The sequence below is a fragment of the Bradyrhizobium symbiodeficiens genome (genome assembly GCF_002266465.3).
GTDB lineage: Bacteria > Pseudomonadota > Alphaproteobacteria > Rhizobiales > Xanthobacteraceae > Bradyrhizobium > Bradyrhizobium symbiodeficiens.
The window spans coordinates 1,947,513-1,964,341 of record NZ_CP029427.2 but is presented as its reverse complement, the minus strand read 5'-3'; the positions used below and the strand labels follow the sequence as shown (position 1 = coordinate 1,964,341).

Below are 16,829 nucleotides of genomic sequence, written 5' to 3'. Positions count from 1 at the left end.
ATCAGGCCGCGCGGACCGATTCCAGGAATTGCGCGACCTCGACCTTCAGACGGGTGCTGTCGGTCGCCAGCGATTTCGCCGCCGAGAGCACCTCGCCCGAGGCCTCGCCGGTCTCGATCGCACCGCGCTGCACGTTGGTGATGTTGGACGACACTTCCTGCGTGCCGACCGAGGCCTGCTGGACGTTGCGCGAAATCTCCTGCGTCGCGGCGCCCTGCTCCTCGACGGCGGCGGCAATCGCCGCGGACACCTCGGACAGGCGCTCGATGGTTCCGCCGATCTCCTGGATGGCGCTGACGGATTCCTGTGTCGCAGCCTGAATTCCCGAGACTTGCGCGCCGATCTCGCCGGTCGCCTTCGCGGTCTGCTCGGCCAACGCCTTGACCTCGGAGGCGACGACGGCAAAGCCACGGCCGGCCTCGCCGGCGCGGGCCGCCTCGATGGTCGCATTCAGCGCCAGCAGATTGGTCTGGCCGGCGATGGTGTTGATGAGCTCGACGACGTCGCCGATGCGGGAGGCCGCCTGCGACAGCGCGTTGACGCGGTCGTTGGTCCGCGTCGCCTGCTCGACGGCTTCCGCAGCCATCCGCGCCGAATCCTGCACGCGGCGGCTGATCTCGGTGATCGAGGACGACAGCTCTTCCGAGGCGGACGCGACCGCCTGGACGTTGGTGGAGGCTTCCTCTGAGGCGGCCGCAACGACGGTTGCGAGTTCCTGGCCGCGCTGCGCCGTGCCGCTCAGCGTGACGGCGGAGGCTTCGAGCTCGGTCGAGGCCGACGACACGGTCTCGACGACCTCTCCGATCATGACCTCGAAATTGCGCGTGATGGCATCGACGCGGCGGCCGCGTTCGATCTTGGCTTCGGCGTCGCGCGCGGCCGCCTCGTCGGCGGCCTTCTTGGCGACCAGCGCCTCCTTGAAGATCTGCAGCGCATCCGCCATCGAGCCGATCTCGGTCTTCTCGCCGCGATGCGGCACCTCGGCCGAAAGGTCGCCCTCGCCCAGCGACTGCATCGGACGGATGATCGAGGCAATGCCACGAGAGACGTCATGCACGAGATAATAGGCGGCGCCGATCGCGATCACGACCGAGGCCACGATGATACCAACCAGCACGCGGAAGATCGTGGCATAGCTGTCGGCGGCCTGCTTAGTCTCCGTCTCGGCGCCATGGTTGTTGAGCTCGATGCTCTTTAGAAGCAGGGGATCCGCGGCCTGGGCCATCTTCGCGACCTTGGTCTGCAACATCTCGTTGGCATCGGTCGGGAAGCGGCCGGGGCTCTTACGCGACAGTGCCATCGTCTCCTGAACGCCATTCAGGTATTCGGCCCAAGCCTTGGTCCACCGCTCGTAGATCGAGCGCTCCTCAGGCAACGTGATCAGGCCTTCATAGACCTTGCGCGTCTTCTCGATGCGCTCGCGTAGGGGCACCATGCGCTTCTCGGCGGCTTCCTTGCCCTCAATGCTCTCCTGCATCAGGTGCAGACGCAGGACCACGCGGAGCTCGTTGATGTCGGCTCGCATCGAGCCGAGCGCACGCACGCTCGGCAGCCAGCTCTCCGCAATCTCGACCGTGTGTGCGTTGATGTTCTGCATGGTGCCGATCGCCGTCACGCCGACACCGGCGAGCGAGAGCACGAGGACCGACAGCACGGTCAGCAGCTTGAAGACGATCGACAATTTCGACATCACGCAAATCCTGATGAAGCATACAACGCAAAGGTCACCTGCACCGCAATCGTCACAACTGACGACAGGGGGAGGGTCATTCCAACAATGCTGGCTGGTTTTTATCTCGTAAGATTGCGCCCATAATTGCAAACAGGCGTTAACAGGAAGCTACGTTGAATTACGGAATTCGGCATGGCTCCCGTTATATGTTCCGCAACCATCTGCCGAATGGAAATGCCGCTCATGAAAGTGCTCCAACGATAGAGACCCAATGCGCGAAGGGCGACTCAGCACCCGGAATATTGCGGGCACCATGACTGCGTCGCTCTTTCGGAAGGTTAACCCTGCATGGACGGGGCGCGGCGTCGAGATGCGAACGCGCGCAACCGCCGCGCTTTCGCGCGCGACTGTTGCAGGTCAAGGTTTGCCGAAGGACGCCGCCACCGTCAGGCGGCGCGCACGGTGTCGAGAAATCTGCCGACCTCGATCTTGAGGCGGTTGCTGTCGCCGGACAGCATCTGCGCGGCGGACAGCACCTGCGAGGACGCGGAGCCGGTTTCGCTCGCGCCACGCTGTACGTCGGTGATGTTGGAGGACACCTGATGGGTGCCTTCCGCCGCCTGCTGCACGTTGCGGGAGATCTCCTGCGTCGCCGCGCCCTGCTCTTCGACGGCAGCCGCGATCGTCGCGGAGATCTCCGACAGCTTCTCGATGGTGTGGCTGATGTCCCTGATCGCACCGACCGAATGCTCGGTGGCGGTCTGGATGCTGGCGATCTGCTGGCCGATCTCGCCGGTCGCCTTCGCAGTCTGCTCGGCGAGCGCCTTGACCTCGGAGGCGACGACGGCAAAGCCGCGGCCGGCTTCACCGGCGCGCGCAGCCTCGATGGTTGCATTGAGCGCCAGCAGGTTGGTCTGGCCGGCGATGGTGTTGATCAGTTCGACCACGTCGCCGATCCGCGCCGCGGCGGCGGAAAGCTCGCCGACACGGTCGGTCGTGGTGCGGGCCTGGCTCACGGCCTCGCCGGCGACGCGGGCGGATTCCTGCACCTGGCGGCTGATCTCCGTGATCGACGACGACAGCTCCTCGGTCGCCGACGCGACCGACTGCACATTGGTGGACGCCTCCTCGGAGGCGGCAGCAACCATGGTGGTGAGTTCCTGCGTGCGCTCTGCGGTCGAGGTCAGCGTGGTGGCGGATGCCTCGAGCTCGGTCGAGGCCGAGGACACCGTGCCGACGATCTCGCCGACCGCCGACTCGAAAGTATCCGCGAGCTTGCGCATCTCTGCCTTGCGCTGCTCGGCCGCGACCTGATCCTGCCGCACCTTGGCTTCCACTTCCTCGCGCGCCTTCTGCTCCGACACCACCTTGAATTTTTCGACGGCACCAGCGACCTCGCCGACCTCGTCCTTGCGGCCAAGGCCCGGCAGCGCCACGGAGAAATCTCCGCCGGCGAGCTTCTCCATCGCCGCCGTCAGCGCGCGCATGGGCCGGGCGATGCTGAAGACGGAGAAGATGCACGCACCGATCAAGACGAGCGCGGCCAGAACGCCGGTGACGAGTGATGTCCGTGCAACTGAGGTGGCCTCGGCTTCCGCGGCTGCGCGCGTCTCGAAGCTCCTCTGCTTGGCGAAATCGGTGATCTGGTTGGTCAACTCGGAAATCTCTGCGTTGATCGGCGCGAGCGTTCCCTTGCGAAAGTGATCGACGTCGGCCACGAGCTTGGCGAGCTGCGCCCCCGCTTCGCTGTCCTTCTTCCCCTCCAGCGCGAGCTCCTGCCTGCGGATGGCCTCGACATGCTGCTGGCCCTTGCCGAATTCGCCGATCAACACGGTCAGGCGATCGATCCGCTTGCGGTTTTCCGGCGAGCGCGAAAGCTTCGCCATTTCGCCCGAAAATTTGCTGGCGGCGGTCTGCCGGTCGTTGAAGTAGGAGACCGCCTTCTGCATCTCGGCCGGCGAGGCGGACGTCAGGATGTCGCGGATGCCGATCTGCATGCCCCTGACCGACGCCTTCGCTTCCGCGGCGTTTTGCGCGATCGCCTGCTGTCCTGACGCGGCATTGCCGAGCTTCTGGACATCGGCATCTCCGCTCAGCTGCAGAAAGATCATGAGCGCGACGAGCCCGATGGTCAGCGCCGAAGTGACGGCGAGCTTGGTGCCAATTCGCAGGTTCTGAATGAACATCATCAAAGTATTCCTCAGCGGTATGCATTTGCCGCGCCGAAGCGCGTGAACAACCCGAGGAGGCTACCAACGAGGTTCCTCATTAACGTTAAGCAAAGCCTCGTCGACCTCCGTAGAAATACTGGAAGGAGCGCTCAACCCTCGGGCTTCAGGCATCTTTTACGTGTGATGAAATTGGACTTCGCGGATTTGCACGCGTCGGCGGCCGACGACGCCGGTCGCACGATCGGCGATCGTCAGCGTAAGCTCTCGCCGAGGAGGCTGATGCGAAAGACCGGCTTCTTGTTCTCGTCGAGCAGCTCCATGCACCACTCGGCATTCGGCTTCAGGCTGCGCGCGATGCCACCGAGCAGGTTGGCGCAGACTTCGGTCATCTCGGTCCAGGCGGCTGCGCGATCCTCGAACTCGTACGGCTGGTCGGCGGCGCCGGAATAGCGACCGGTACTGATGCGGAAGAAGTACAGCGACATCGTTGAACCCTTTTATCGGGCCGCGCCCCCCGGCCGTACGCAAACTGGATCGCGAACAGCTACCAACGCATGAAAGCCGCCGTCCGTATGACTACGGCGCGGCGGCTTGTTGTTCGATGGACGTCTTCAACGACAACCTGCGCGGACTGTCCCGCGCGGCCGTCTCACTGGGTCGAGCGGCGCAGCTCCAGCGGGCCCTCGTTGCTGGTGGGCTCCGATTTCACCGGCTCGAGCCGGCTGCTCTCGACACGCGGCGTCTCGACGCGCGCGGCCACTTCGGTGTTGGCCGGGCCGACCGAACCGGTGTGCTCTGCCCTGTGCAGCGAGCGCGGCCGCGCCGCAGCGCGCGCCATCAGCATCTGGTTGCCGCCCTGGTGATGGAAGTCGCAATACGCGAAGCCCATCCCCGACACCGAGCCGCGGAAGCTGCGATCGTCGGTCTTTTCCAGATTGAAACAGGGCTCGAACGGGATGCCCTTGATCGAGGCGCAGACGTTCTGGCCGCGGATTTGGAGCGTATTGCCGGGCAGGCGGAGATGTTTGACCGGGCCCGCGCCGGAGAACTGCACCGCGCCGGCGGCGCCGAGATCTTCCAGGATACGGCCCGCGCCGCGGGTGCCGTCGAAACAGGTGAAGGCAAACACCTTGCCCGCCACGAAGCGGCGCGCCTCGTCGGCGTTCATGCTTCCGGCAAGGGCCGGCGCAAACGTTGCTGCCGCCGTGACAACCCCCAACACAATACGCGCAAGCATGCTCAACTCCGAACCAACCCCAGCGCGGGCGATGCCTTATCTCTTTACCCGCTGCTTACCATACTAACCATGGCGACATTGAAGCAGCTTGGTTGGTAAAGTCTGAACGCCGTTAGACAATTTTTACCACGATGCGGCCGCGGACCTGGCCTGCCAGGATTTTCGCGCCCCATTCCGAAACTTGGTCGAGCGAAATTTCGTGAGTGATTTCAGATAGTTTCGTCCGATCCAGATCGGATGCCAGGCGCTGCCAGGCGGCTTTCCGCGGCTCGATCGGGCACATCACGGAATCGATGCCGAGAAGGCACACTCCGCGCAAAATGAAGGGTGCGACAGAAGACGGCAGGTCCATGCCGGCGGCCAGGCCGCAGGCCGCGATCGCACCGCCGTATTTCGTCATCGACAGCAGATTGGCCAGTGTGGTCGAGCCGACGCTGTCGACGCCCCCTGCCCAGCGCTCCTTTGCGATCGGCTTGGCCGGCGCCGACAACTCGTTGCGGTCGATGATTTCGGCTGCTCCCAGTTGCTTCAGATAATCGGCCTCCGACGCGCGGCCGGTCGATGCGATGACGTGGTAGCCGAGCTTGGAGAGCACGGCGATCGCGACCGAGCCGACGCCGCCGGCGGCACCCGTCACCACCACAGGGCCGCTCTTCGGGGAGAGACCGTGCTTCTCCAATGCCAGCACCGAGAGCATCGCTGTGAAGCCGGCGGTGCCGATCGCCATGGCATCGCGCGCCGACAGGCCTTGCGGCAAGGCCACCAGCCAGTCGCCCTTCACCCGTGCCATCTCGGCATAGGCGCCGAGATGGGTCTCGCCCATGCCCCAGCCGGTGCAGACGACCTTGTCGCCCGCCTTCCACTGCGGATGCGAGGACGCTTCGACGGTGCCGGCGAAGTCGATGCCGGCGATCATCGGGAAGCGGCGCACCACCGGCGCCTTGCCGGTGAGCGCAAGGCCGTCCTTGTAGTTCAGCGTCGACCATTCTACGCGGACGGTGACGTCGCCGTCCATCAGTTCGGCTTCGTCGAACTGCGTCAGCGCGGCGGTGGTGCCCTTGTCCGCCTTGTCGATCCGGATCGCCTTGAATGTGGCCACGACTGAACTCCCTGACTTGTTTGCCGGGGATGTTTAGCCGATCAGGCAGGCTGCGCAACCGCCCTAACCACAGGTTTTTCCACGATCGGAAGATTGATCAGCGCCGAGAGCACGCCGAACACAATCGAGAGCCACCAGATCGGCGTGTAGGAACCGTACTTTTCGAAGACGATGCCCCCGAGCCAGACGCCGAGGAAGCCGCCGACCTGATGGCTGACGAAGGCGAAGCCATAGAGCGTCGCAAGCCAGCGCGTGCCGAACATCAGCGCCACCAGCGCCGAGGTCGGCGGCACCGTCGACAACCAGGTCAGGCCGGAGACCGCACCGAACGCGATCGCCGAGAACGGCGTGATCGGGAACGAGATGAAGGCGAGGGTCGCGAGTGCGCGCGTGAAGTAGATGGTCGAGAGGATGTAGCGCTTGGGCAGCGAGTTCTGGAGATAGCCGACGCTGAGCGAGCCGATGATGTTGAACAGGCCGATCGCCGCGATCACCCAGCCGCCGGTCTGCGTGGAGATGCCGCGATCGACCAGGAAGGCCGGCAGATGCACGGTGATGAAGGCGAGCTGGAATCCGCAGGTGAAGAAACCGAGCACCAGCAGCACATAGGAGCGGTGACCGAAGGCTTCGGCGAGCGCCCTGGTGAAGGTCTGCTCGTCGGCCGGCGTCGCATTGGCCGGATTTGCGGCCGGCGGCGTCGCGAGCGCAAGTGACAACGGGATGATCAGCAGCATCAGGAAGCCGAACACGGAGAGCGCCTGCTGCCAGCCAAAATTGTCGATCAACGCGACGCCGATCGGTGCGAACAGAAACTGGCCGAATGAGCCAGCCGCCGTGCCGGCTCCAAGCGCAAGGCCGCGCTTCTCGGCTGGCAGCAGCTTGGTGAATGCCGACAGCACCAGGTTGAACGAGCAGCCGGCAAGACCAAAACCGACCATGACGCCCGCACCGATGTCGAGCGACAACGGCGTCGTGGAGTAGCGCATCAACAGCAGGCCGCCGGCGTAGAGCAGAGCGCCGACGCACATCACACGGAACAGGCCGAAGCGATCGGCGACCGCGCCGGCGACCGGTTGGCCCAGTCCCCACAGCAGATTCTGAAAGGCAATGGCGAGGCCGAACACGTCACGGCCCCAGGAGAATTCGTGGCTCATCGGCTGCACGAAGAAGCCGAGCGCCGAGCGCGGACCGAAGCCGAGCATGCCGATGGCGCAGCCGCAGAGGATGATGACCGCCGGCGTGCGCCAGTTGGAGGAACGGGAGACCGAACCGAGCTCGCCCATCTGTGTCGACATGCTGTTCCTCATGTTCGTCGGCGGATTCGCAAACGGCCGCCGCGAGCCAGTTCGTTTAATGCATTTGCATGAAAATCCCAAGTCGAAAACAATTGCGTTCCACGAAGGGCTGAGGCGGGAGCATTGCATTTCTGGCGCCCCCGGCTGACGCGCCAGGCGCGACTTGACGGAAATGTGTGCGGCGGCATCTAGCGGCCTGCGGCACTGCGTGATAACTTCGATTTACTCATATTGAGCATATCACTAACGACCCCCGGCCCTCTCGGCCGGATTTCTCAGGCTCCTTATATGCTCATGTTGAGTATAAATAGCATGCACAGGAGGCTTCGATGCCGATCACTGGAATTTACGGTCCCGACGATCTCGCCAGCCGGCCGCAGGGCCAGGTCGTCAGCTCGCCCCGGGACGCGCCGGCCCGAACAGGGCCCGCGCTGCCGAGGCCCTCGCTGGAATGGACGCCGGAAGTCGAGCGCGCCACCGCGGCGCTCTATGACCGCGTGAAACACGTGATCCCGCCGATCGAGTGGCCGCTGATGGCGCCGACCATCAAGGCGATCAACGAGCTGAAGCGCGCGCGGGGCGCGGTGATCCTCGCGCACAATTACCAGGCGCCGGAGATCTTCCACTGCGTCGCCGACATCGGCGGCGACTCGCTCCAACTCGCGGTCGAAGCCACAAAGGTGGAGGCCGATATCATCGTCCAGTGCGGCGTGCACTTCATGGCGGAGACGTCAAAGCTGCTCAATCCGGACAAGACGGTGCTGATCCCCGACTCGCGCGCCGGCTGCTCGCTTGCCGCCAGCATCACGGGTCCGGACGTTCGCCTGCTCCGCGAAAAATTTCCCGGCGTGCCCATCGTCGCCTATGTCAATACGTCCGCGGAGGTGAAGGCCGAGGTCGACATCTGCTGCACCTCCTCGAACGCGGTGCAGGTGGTCGAGAGCCTGAACGCGCCAAGCGTGATCTTCCTGCCCGATCGCTATCTCGCCACTTACGTGGCTTCGAAGACAGACGTGAAGATCATCGCCTGGAAAGGCGCCTGCGAGGTGCACGAGCGTTTCAAGGGCGAAGAGCTGCGCGCCTTACGCGAGGCCGATCCGTCCGTCCGGATCATCGCGCATCCGGAGTGCCCGCCGGACGTGCTGGCGGAGGCCGACTTCACCGGCTCGACCGCGCACATGATCAACTGGGTGCGCGAAAAGCGGCCGCGACGGCTGGTGATGATCACGGAATGCTCGATGGCCGACAATGTACGGGCCGAGCTGCCCGACGTGGAGATGCTGCGGCCCTGCAATCTCTGCCCGCACATGAAGCGCATCACGCTCGCGAACATTTTGGACAGCCTGCTGACGCTCCGCGAAGAGGTGACGATCGATCCCGCGCTGGCGGTGCGTGCGCGGCGTTCGGTCGAGCGGATGATCAATCTGAAGAATTGAGAGCACAGCATGCAAGACACCATCCACAACCTCACCCGCACCGACGACATCGTCATCGTCGGCGGCGGCCTTGCCGGGCTGTTCTGCGCGCTGAAGCTGGCGCCGCGGCCGGTGACCTTGATCTCGGCCGCGCCGCTCGGACAGGGCGCATCCTCAGCATGGGCGCAAGGCGGTATCGCCGCGGCGATGGCCGAGGGCGATACGCCGGAAGCGCACGCCGCCGACACGATCGCGGTCGGCGGCGGCCTCGTCGACGATGCGGTCGCACTTGGGATCGCGCGCGAGGCCGCGCCGCGCATCCACGATCTCCTGAGCTATGGCGTCCCGTTCGATCGCGATCTCGAAGGCAGGCTCGCCGTGGGACGCGAAGCGGCACATTCGGCCCGGCGCATCGTCCATGTGCGAGGCGATGGCGCCGGTGCCGCGATCATCGCGGCCTTGAGCGACGCAGCGCGCAGTACGCCGTCGATCCGCGTGATCGAGGGGCTCGTTGCCGAAGCCCTCCTGACCGAGGGCGGTGCCGTCGCCGGCCTTCAATTGCGCGAAGCCGGCAACGTTTCCGCACGGCCGCTCCTGCTCGCCGCGCGCGCGGTGGTGCTTGCCACCGGCGGCATCGGACATCTCTACGCCGTCACGACCAATCCAATGGAAGCCAGCGGCTCCGGCCTTGCCATCGCCGCACATGCCGGTGCCGTGATCGCCGACCCGGAATTCGTGCAGTTCCATCCAACCGCCATCATGGTCGGCCGCGATCCCGCACCCCTCGCCACCGAAGCCTTGCGCGGCGAAGGGGCTACGCTGGTCAACGGCGCCGGCGAGCGTTTCATGGCTACGCTTCACCCGCTCGCGGAGCTCGCGCCACGCGACATCGTGGCGCGCGGCGTGTTCGCCGAGATCGCGGCCGGGCGCGGCGCCTTCCTCGATGCGCGGCAGGCGCTGGGCGCGCGCTTCGCCGACAGATTTCCGACCGTGCATGCGAGCTGCATCGCCGCCGGCATCGATCCGGCCACGCAGATCATCCCGATTGCGCCCGCCGCGCACTACCACATGGGCGGCATCGCCGTGGATGCGCGCGGACGCAGCTCGATCGACGGGCTATGGGCCGGCGGCGAGGTGTCGTCGACAGGCGCGCACGGCGCCAACCGGCTTGCCTCGAATTCGCTGCTGGAAGGCGTGGTCTACGCCGCGCGCATCGCCGACGACATCGCCGGCCGTGCGATCCCCCCGCCTGCTCGCCTCCCCGACGCATTGGTGGCACCGCGCGGCGGCCCGCCGGATGCAGCTAGCGTGAAGCGGCTGCGCGCAACGATGGCCGTCCATGTCGGCGTGATCCGCGAGGGCGAGGGTCTCGCGGATGCCGTGCGCGACTTCGCCGCGGTCGAACGCGAGGCGACGAGCATCGCGCTGCGCAACATGGCGATTTCGACTCTGCTCGTGGCTGCCTCGGCGTGGAGCCGGCGCGAGAGCCGCGGCGCGCATTTCCGCTCCGACCATCGCGCTGAAATCCCCGCGCTGGCGCAGCGAACGATGACCACGCTCACGGCGGCGCGCGAGATCGCAGAAAGCCTGAGCTCCCTGCCGCGCGCTGCGCAACCCATGATCGCCTGATGGAGACCCCCATGATCGCCCCGACCTCATTGCTCAACCCCGACGCCTTTCTCTCACCACTCGCCATCGACGCGGCTGTGCAGCGCGCGCTCGACGAGGACCTCGGCCGCGCCGGCGACATCACCTCGCTTGCGACGATCCCGGGAGCGACCAGGGCGCAAGCCATCCTGGTCGCGCGCCAGTCCGGCGTGATCGCCGGATTGCCGCTGGCTCTGGCAACATTGCAAAGACTCTCGTCCGACATCGAGGTCCGCGCGCATGTCCGCGATGCCGCACGCGTTGCCCGCGGACAGCAGGTGCTGACGATCTCCGGCCCCGCGCGCGCCATTCTCACCGCGGAGCGAACCGCGCTGAATTTCGTCGGCCGCCTGTCGGGCGTCGCAACGCTCACGGCCGATTATGTCGCACGTACCGAAGGCACGAAAATGCGCATCTGTTGCACCCGCAAGACCACGCCCGGACTGAGGGCGCTGGAGAAATACGCGGTGCGCTGCGGCGGCGGCTTCAACCACCGCTTCGGCCTCGACGACGCGATCCTGATCAAGGACAACCACATCGCGGTCGCGGGCGGCGTCGGTGCGGTGCTGGAGCGCGCCCGCAGCCACGCCGGCCATCTCGTCAAGATCGAGATCGAGGTCGATACGCTGGCGCAATTGCGCGAGGTGCTGGCCACCGGAATGGCCGACGCCGTGCTGCTCGACAACATGGACCTTGCAACATTGCGCGAGGCAGTGCGGATCAACGAGGGTCGTCTCGAGCTGGAGGCCTCGGGCGGCGTCACGCCGGACTCGATCGCGGCCATCGCGGCGACCGGCGTCGATTACGCTTCGGCGGGCGCATTGACGCATTCGGCGCCGAATTTCGACTGCGCGCTGGATATCGAGGCGTGATTGGAACACCAACGCCTCCACAACGTCATGGCCGGGCTAAACACTTGTCCCGGCCGTCCACGTCTTGCCGGACAGCGCGAACAACGTGGATGCCCGGGACAAGCCCGGGCATGACGGTCTATCGTGAAGCGCTACCTTCGCTCACTCACACCCATCTCGGCGGAACTCTTCGCTTCCTGCGCGAGCTCGGCCGACAGCGCGGCGGTCTGGGCCGGGGTGCCCCAACTCGGTTCCTCGCTGCCGTCGCCCCAGGCGCGTGGCCGATAGAAGGTGTGCACGCCGGTCTTGTACATCTTCTTCATCTCGGCGACCCAGGACGGGTGCACCCAATAGGCATGATAGTGCGTGGACTTGCCGACCTCGGGCAGCCAGATCTGGCCATCGAGCATGGCCTTTGCGATCTTCCTGGCGCGGTCCCACATCTCGGGCTCCCGGATCACGTCGGCATTGTTGTCGCAGGCGAACGTGAACTGGCAGGCGAGATGGCGGTGCTTGTTCTGATAGACCGCGCCGCACACGGTTTCCGGATATTTGCCGGAGAACACGCGGTTCATCACGACTTGCGCCACCGCCATCTGGCCGCGCACGGCCTCGCCGCGCGATTCGAAATAGACGGCCTCGGCGAGACACTTCTCGGACTTCGCGCGCGACTTGTCGTCGAGCGCGAGGCGCTCCGCCGGCGATTTGGCACGCTGGTTGTCGGCGTTGACCTCGCCCTTCGGCGCGACGCTCTCGCCGCTCTCGATATCCCTGGCGATGTCCACCGTCGGCGGTGACAGCGAGGCCGTTACCTTCATGTCGGGATCCGCCATCACGATCATCGGTTCGGCGCCGGGCTGCCAGCTCTCGATGCTCTCCAGATTGCCGCCGAGCGACGAACTGCCGAAGAACAGGTTGGAGGTCTTGACGCTGAAGGGATCGCGCACGGGCGTCGTTGGCGCGGTGGTCCGCTTGAGAGCCTCGAGCGGCGCGGTCGCGAGCGCGCGCGCGGCGTCGCTGACCCGCGGTGGATTGGAATATTGCGGCAGCGGCGGCGCACGGAGCGCTTCCTGAAGCTCGGGATCGAGCGCGGCCGCAGATTCCGGCGACATCGCCTGCGGCAGCGCGGCGGTCTTGGCGCCGAACACCGAGCTGTTCGACGTCGCGGGATCTTGCTGCGCCGGTGGCGCAGCCGGCGCAGCCGTTTCGGGAGCCTCGGTCGGCGCAACGATGGCGAGGCGATCACCTTTCATCGAGCGATCGACCTTGGGAAAGTCGGAAGCCTGGTAGCGCGGCGCAGCCTGCAGCGCCGGATTGCGGCCGATCGCGCCGGTGACGTCGCGGCCATCGAGGCTCGCCAGGCGAACCATCGCGCTCTGCGGAACCGAGGTGCCGATGGGGCGGGAAAAACTGTAGGTGGCAAGCTGGATGGAGGACGCCGCGGAGAACACCTGCTTCTGCCAACGCTCGGCGACGCCGGGTTGGCGCGCCAGCAGAGAGGCAATATCCTGATAGCCGGTCTCTCTCGGCATCAATGCGAAGATGCAGAGACCGATGCCGAAGGACGCGAACCGCGCGCCCTTCGGATGGTTACGCAACACAGACATCGATACGCTCACGCTACGCTTACGCCAGAAAAATCGAAACGCAGTACATCCGTGCAATTCGATCTTTATCGTAAGTATCTAATTTAGGTTGCCGGGGCGTTAATCGGCGTTGCGCGTGCAGCACACTCAAGCGAACACAGGTGTTTTCACGGGGTGATCGCGCAGGGTGGTAAACGCAACGTCACGTGAAGCGGTAAACAACCCGTCAACGCGAATGGTGAAGGAACTCTTGCTGGCGCGTATCAATAGGGCCGCGCCTGTGGTTCCGTTGTGTGCGTAGCGCGGCCACACCCCCGGTGTCATGCTCCGCGAAAGCGGGGCATCCAGTACGCCGCGGCTTCTCGATTCAATCACTAATGTCTCGGCGTCCGGGATCGCCCGGTCAAGCCGGGCGATGACAACGAGTACATGGAAACAACATCGCTCAAATGAAAGAGGCGGGGTTTGGCCCCGCCTCTCTCAACTCAATCTTGCGCTTCGGCCTTACGCCTGGCTTGCAACTGCCTTGCCGAGCGCGGCTTGCGCGGCGGCAAGACGGGCGATCGGCACGCGGTAGGGCGAGCAGGAGACGTAGTCGAGGCCGATATTGTGGCAGAAGGCGACGGAGGCGGGATCGCCGCCGTGCTCGCCGCAGATGCCGACCTTGAGCTTCGGGCGCGTCTTGCGGCCGCGCGCGACGCCTATCTTGACGAGTTCACCGACGCCTTCCTGGTCGAGCGCGACGAAGGGATCGATCGGGAGAATGCCCTTGGACACGTAGGTGCCGAGGAAGCTCGCGGCATCGTCGCGGCTGATGCCGTAAGTGGTCTGCGTCAGATCGTTGGTGCCGAACGAGAAGAACTCGGCGCTCTCCGCGATGTCGGCCGCGAGCAGACAGGCGCGCGGTAGCTCGATCATGGTACCAACCTGATAGGTCAGCTTGGTGTTGGTGTCGCGCATCACCGCCTGCGCGGTCGCGTCGATCCGCGCCTTGACGAGATCGAGCTCCATCTTGGTCGCGATCAGCGGCACCATCACCTCGAGGCCTACGGCCTTGCCGGTGCGCTTCTCGGCCTCGACCGCGGCCTCGAAGATCGCGCGCGCCTGCATCTCGGCGATCTCCGGATAAGCGATCGCGATGCGGCAGCCGCGGAAGCCGAGCATCGGATTGAACTCCGAGAGCTCGCGGGCGCGGTCGGCGAGGCGCCGCGGGTCGGTGTTCATGGCGCGCGCCACTTCCTCGACCTCGGCATGGGTGTGCGGCAGGAATTCGTGCAGCGGCGGGTCCAGCAGGCGGATCGTGACGGGCAGGCCTTTCATGATCTCGAACAGCTCGACGAAATCGGCGCGCTGCATCGGCAGGAGCTTTGCGAGCGCGGCACGGCGCGACTGCTCGTCCTCGGAGAGGATCATCTCGCGCACCGTGCGGATGCGGGTCTCTTCGAAGAACATGTGCTCGGTGCGGCACAGGCCGATGCCTTCCGCACCGAACTTGATCGCGGTGCGCGCGTCGTCCGGCGTATCTCCATTGACGCGAACGCCGATCTTGCGAACCTGGTCGGCCCAGGCCATCAGCGTACCGAACTCGCCGGACAGCTCCGGCTCGATCATCGGCATGCGGCCGGCGAGCACCTGGCCGAGCGAGCCGTCGATGGTGATGACGTCGCCGGTCTTGAAGGTGCGCGAGCCGATGCTCATGGTGCCGCGGCCGTAATCGACGCGGATGGTGCCGCAGCCGGAGACGCAGGGCTTGCCCATGCCGCGCGCGACGACCGCCGCGTGCGAGGTCATTCCGCCGCGGGTGGTCAAGATGCCTTCGGCGGCGTGCATGCCGTGGATGTCTTCCGGGCTGGTCTCGATGCGGACCAGGATGACCTTGCGCCCATCGGCCTGAAGCTTGGCCGCCTCGTCCGAGGAGAACACGATCTCGCCGGAGGCAGCACCTGGCGAAGCCGGCAGGCCGGTCGCGATGACATCGCGCTTGGCGCCGGGATCGATGGCTGGATGCAGCAGCTGGTCGAGCGAAGCGGGATCTATCCGCATCACCGCTTCCTTCTTGGTGATCAGGCCTTCATTGGCGAGCTCGACCGCGATGCGCAGCGCCGCCTTCGCGGTGCGCTTGCCGCCGCGGGTCTGGAGCATCCACAGCTTGCCCTGCTCGACCGTGAACTCCATGTCCTGCATGTCGCGGTAGTGCTTCTCGAGCAGCGTGTAGATTCGCGTCAGCTCCTTGAAGGCCTCCGGCATCGCCGCTTCCATCGACGCCTTGTCCGAGCCCGATTCCTGACGCGCTTCCTCGGTGATGTCCTGCGGCGTGCGGATGCCAGCCACCACGTCCTCGCCCTGCGCGTTGATCAGGAACTCGCCGTAAAGCTTGCTCTCGCCGGTCGAGGGATTGCGGGTGAAGGCAACGCCGGTCGCCGAGGTCTCGCCCATGTTGCCGAACACCATGGCCTGCACGTTGACCGCGGTGCCCCAGGATTCCGGAATGTCGTGCAGCTTGCGGTAGGTCACCGCGCGCGCGTTCATCCAGGATGAAAACACCGCACCGATCGCGCCCCAGAGCTGGTCGTGCGGGTCCTGCGGGAAGTCCTTGCCGGTCTCGCGCGCGACCGCATCCTTGTACTTGCCGACCAGATCGACCCAGTCGTCGGCGGTGAGGTCGGTGTCGAGGGTGTAGCCCTGGCCGTCCTTGAAGGTGTCGAGGATTTCCTCGAAGTGATGATGCTCGAAGCCGAGCACCACGTCGGAATACATCGTGATGAAGCGGCGATAGCTGTCATAGGCGAAGCGGCGATCGCCCGACAATTCCGACAGCGCTTCCACGGTCTGGTCGTTGAGGCCGAGGTTCAGCACGGTGTCCATCATGCCCGGCATCGAGGCGCGCGCGCCGGAGCGGACGGAAACGAGCAGCGGGTTCTTGGTGTCGCCGAACACCTTGCCGGTGATCTTGCCGACATGGACGAGCGCCTTCTCGACCTGCGCCTGCAGTTCCTTCGGATAGGATTTGCCGTGAGCGTAGAAGTAGGTGCAGACCGATGTCGGGATGGTGAAGCCGGGAGGCACCGGCAGACCGAGATTGGCCATCTCGGCGAGGTTCGCGCCCTTGCCACCGAGCAGGTCGCGCATCTCCGTGCGGCCCTCGGCCTTGCCGTCACCGAACGTGTAGACCCATTTGCCGGCCTTGCCCGCAACCGGCGACGCCTTGACGGTAGCGGCCTTCTTTGGCGCAGGCTTCGCAGCGACCTTCGGCACAGCCGCCTTGGTCACAGCCTTCGCAGCCGGCTTGGCAGCAGCTTTCGCGACCGACTTGGGGGCGCTCTTGGCAAGCGCCTTGCGGGCCGGCGGGGCGGCTTTCGCCTTGGCGGAAGACTTTGATTTCGCTGCAGCTTTATTGGGCTTCGAGGCGGCTTTGGCCATAGCTTGCACACAACCTGCGAGAGGAATGGGATTTCGCGGGCGTTACACCATTTTGAACGGGCCCGCGCAAGTCAGACAGTTCCGGAAAGTGAACTCCTAGAGGTGGAGCCATTTCAGGAGCCCGAGCCCGATCGCGCCGTTCACAATGAGGAAGATCGCGACGATCAGATTGAGGAGTCGCGGCATGATCAGGATGAGCACACCCGCAATCAACGACAGGATCGGCGAAATGTGGGCGACGGTGATGTGCATGAACTATCTTTCTGTGGAAGTGGGGCGAATCGCGGGCGGATCATAGCCCTCCCGGTTCCGCGAGTAGAGACGCGCAAGGTGCGATGCGAGTTCCGGCTCCCACGAAAACTGCCCGAAATTGCCGCTGATACGGCAGGGCTTTTCCCGGAACATTGCCAAGGGTGCATGCATTGGCCAACCGGTC

The 16,829-nt window shown here is 65.3% G+C and carries 12 protein-coding genes; 3 read left to right on the top strand and 9 right to left on the bottom strand.

Annotated features, from left to right (window positions below; genetic code table 11):
- Position 1 precedes the first annotated feature (1 nt).
- The 6 genes from CIT39_RS08955 to CIT39_RS08930 all read right to left on the bottom strand — a co-directional run bounded on the left by CIT39_RS08955 (position 2) and on the right by CIT39_RS08930 (position 7,474).
- Positions 2-1,690 carry a methyl-accepting chemotaxis protein gene (locus tag CIT39_RS08955; protein WP_162308423.1) on the bottom strand — a complete coding sequence of 563 codons (1,689 nt, stop codon included), beginning with the start codon at positions 1,688-1,690 and terminating at the stop codon, positions 2-4.
- A 428-nt stretch (positions 1,691-2,118) separates the two neighbouring features.
- Positions 2,119-3,861 (bottom strand): methyl-accepting chemotaxis protein, encoded by a 1,743-nt coding sequence (locus CIT39_RS08950; protein WP_094975667.1) that lies wholly within the window; start codon positions 3,859-3,861, stop codon positions 2,119-2,121.
- A gap of 233 nt (positions 3,862-4,094) precedes the next feature.
- Positions 4,095-4,328 carry a DUF6894 family protein gene (locus tag CIT39_RS08945; protein WP_094975668.1) on the bottom strand — a complete coding sequence of 78 codons (234 nt, stop codon included), beginning with the start codon at positions 4,326-4,328 and terminating at the stop codon, positions 4,095-4,097.
- A gap of 164 nt (positions 4,329-4,492) precedes the next feature.
- Positions 4,493-5,080 (bottom strand): hypothetical protein, encoded by a 588-nt coding sequence (locus CIT39_RS08940; protein WP_094975669.1) that lies wholly within the window; start codon positions 5,078-5,080, stop codon positions 4,493-4,495.
- Positions 5,081-5,192: 112 nt separating this feature from the next.
- Positions 5,193-6,179, bottom strand: coding sequence for an acrylyl-CoA reductase (NADPH) (gene acuI, locus CIT39_RS08935; RefSeq protein WP_094975670.1), 987 nt, complete (start codon positions 6,177-6,179; stop codon positions 5,193-5,195).
- A gap of 41 nt (positions 6,180-6,220) precedes the next feature.
- On the bottom strand, positions 6,221-7,474 hold the full coding sequence (locus CIT39_RS08930; protein WP_094975671.1) for an MFS transporter: 1,254 nt from the start codon (positions 7,472-7,474) through the stop codon (positions 6,221-6,223).
- Positions 7,475-7,803: 329 nt separating this feature from the next.
- Here CIT39_RS08930 and nadA point away from each other — a divergent pair, with 329 nt between their 5' ends.
- From nadA to nadC, 3 genes are read left to right on the top strand one after another with little or no spacing between them, the layout of a single operon-like run.
- A complete protein-coding gene (gene nadA, locus CIT39_RS08925) occupies positions 7,804-8,910 on the top strand; it encodes a quinolinate synthase NadA (protein WP_094975672.1) in 1,107 nt (368 codons plus the stop codon).
- 9 nt (positions 8,911-8,919) lie between these two features.
- Positions 8,920-10,518 carry an L-aspartate oxidase gene (locus CIT39_RS08920; protein WP_094975673.1) on the top strand — a complete coding sequence of 533 codons (1,599 nt, stop codon included), beginning with the start codon at positions 8,920-8,922 and terminating at the stop codon, positions 10,516-10,518.
- An 11-nt stretch (positions 10,519-10,529) separates the two neighbouring features.
- Complete coding sequence (gene nadC / locus CIT39_RS08915; RefSeq protein WP_094975867.1) at positions 10,530-11,408, top strand: carboxylating nicotinate-nucleotide diphosphorylase; 879 nt, start codon at positions 10,530-10,532, stop codon at positions 11,406-11,408.
- A 131-nt stretch (positions 11,409-11,539) separates the two neighbouring features.
- Here the strand turns inward: nadC and CIT39_RS08910 are convergent, their stop codons facing one another.
- From CIT39_RS08910 to CIT39_RS08900, 3 genes are all read right to left on the bottom strand, one after another.
- The gene (locus tag CIT39_RS08910; protein WP_162308422.1) at positions 11,540-12,994 is read right to left on the bottom strand and encodes a cell wall hydrolase; all 1,455 of its coding nucleotides are present in this window, start codon (positions 12,992-12,994) and stop codon (positions 11,540-11,542) included.
- Positions 12,995-13,477: 483 nt separating this feature from the next.
- Positions 13,478-16,393 (bottom strand): pyruvate, phosphate dikinase, encoded by a 2,916-nt coding sequence (gene ppdK, locus CIT39_RS08905; protein ID WP_162308421.1) that lies wholly within the window; start codon positions 16,391-16,393, stop codon positions 13,478-13,480.
- A gap of 96 nt (positions 16,394-16,489) precedes the next feature.
- A complete protein-coding gene (locus CIT39_RS08900; RefSeq protein WP_018648785.1) occupies positions 16,490-16,645 on the bottom strand; it encodes a DUF3096 domain-containing protein in 156 nt (51 codons plus the stop codon).
- Positions 16,646-16,829 lie beyond the last annotated feature (184 nt).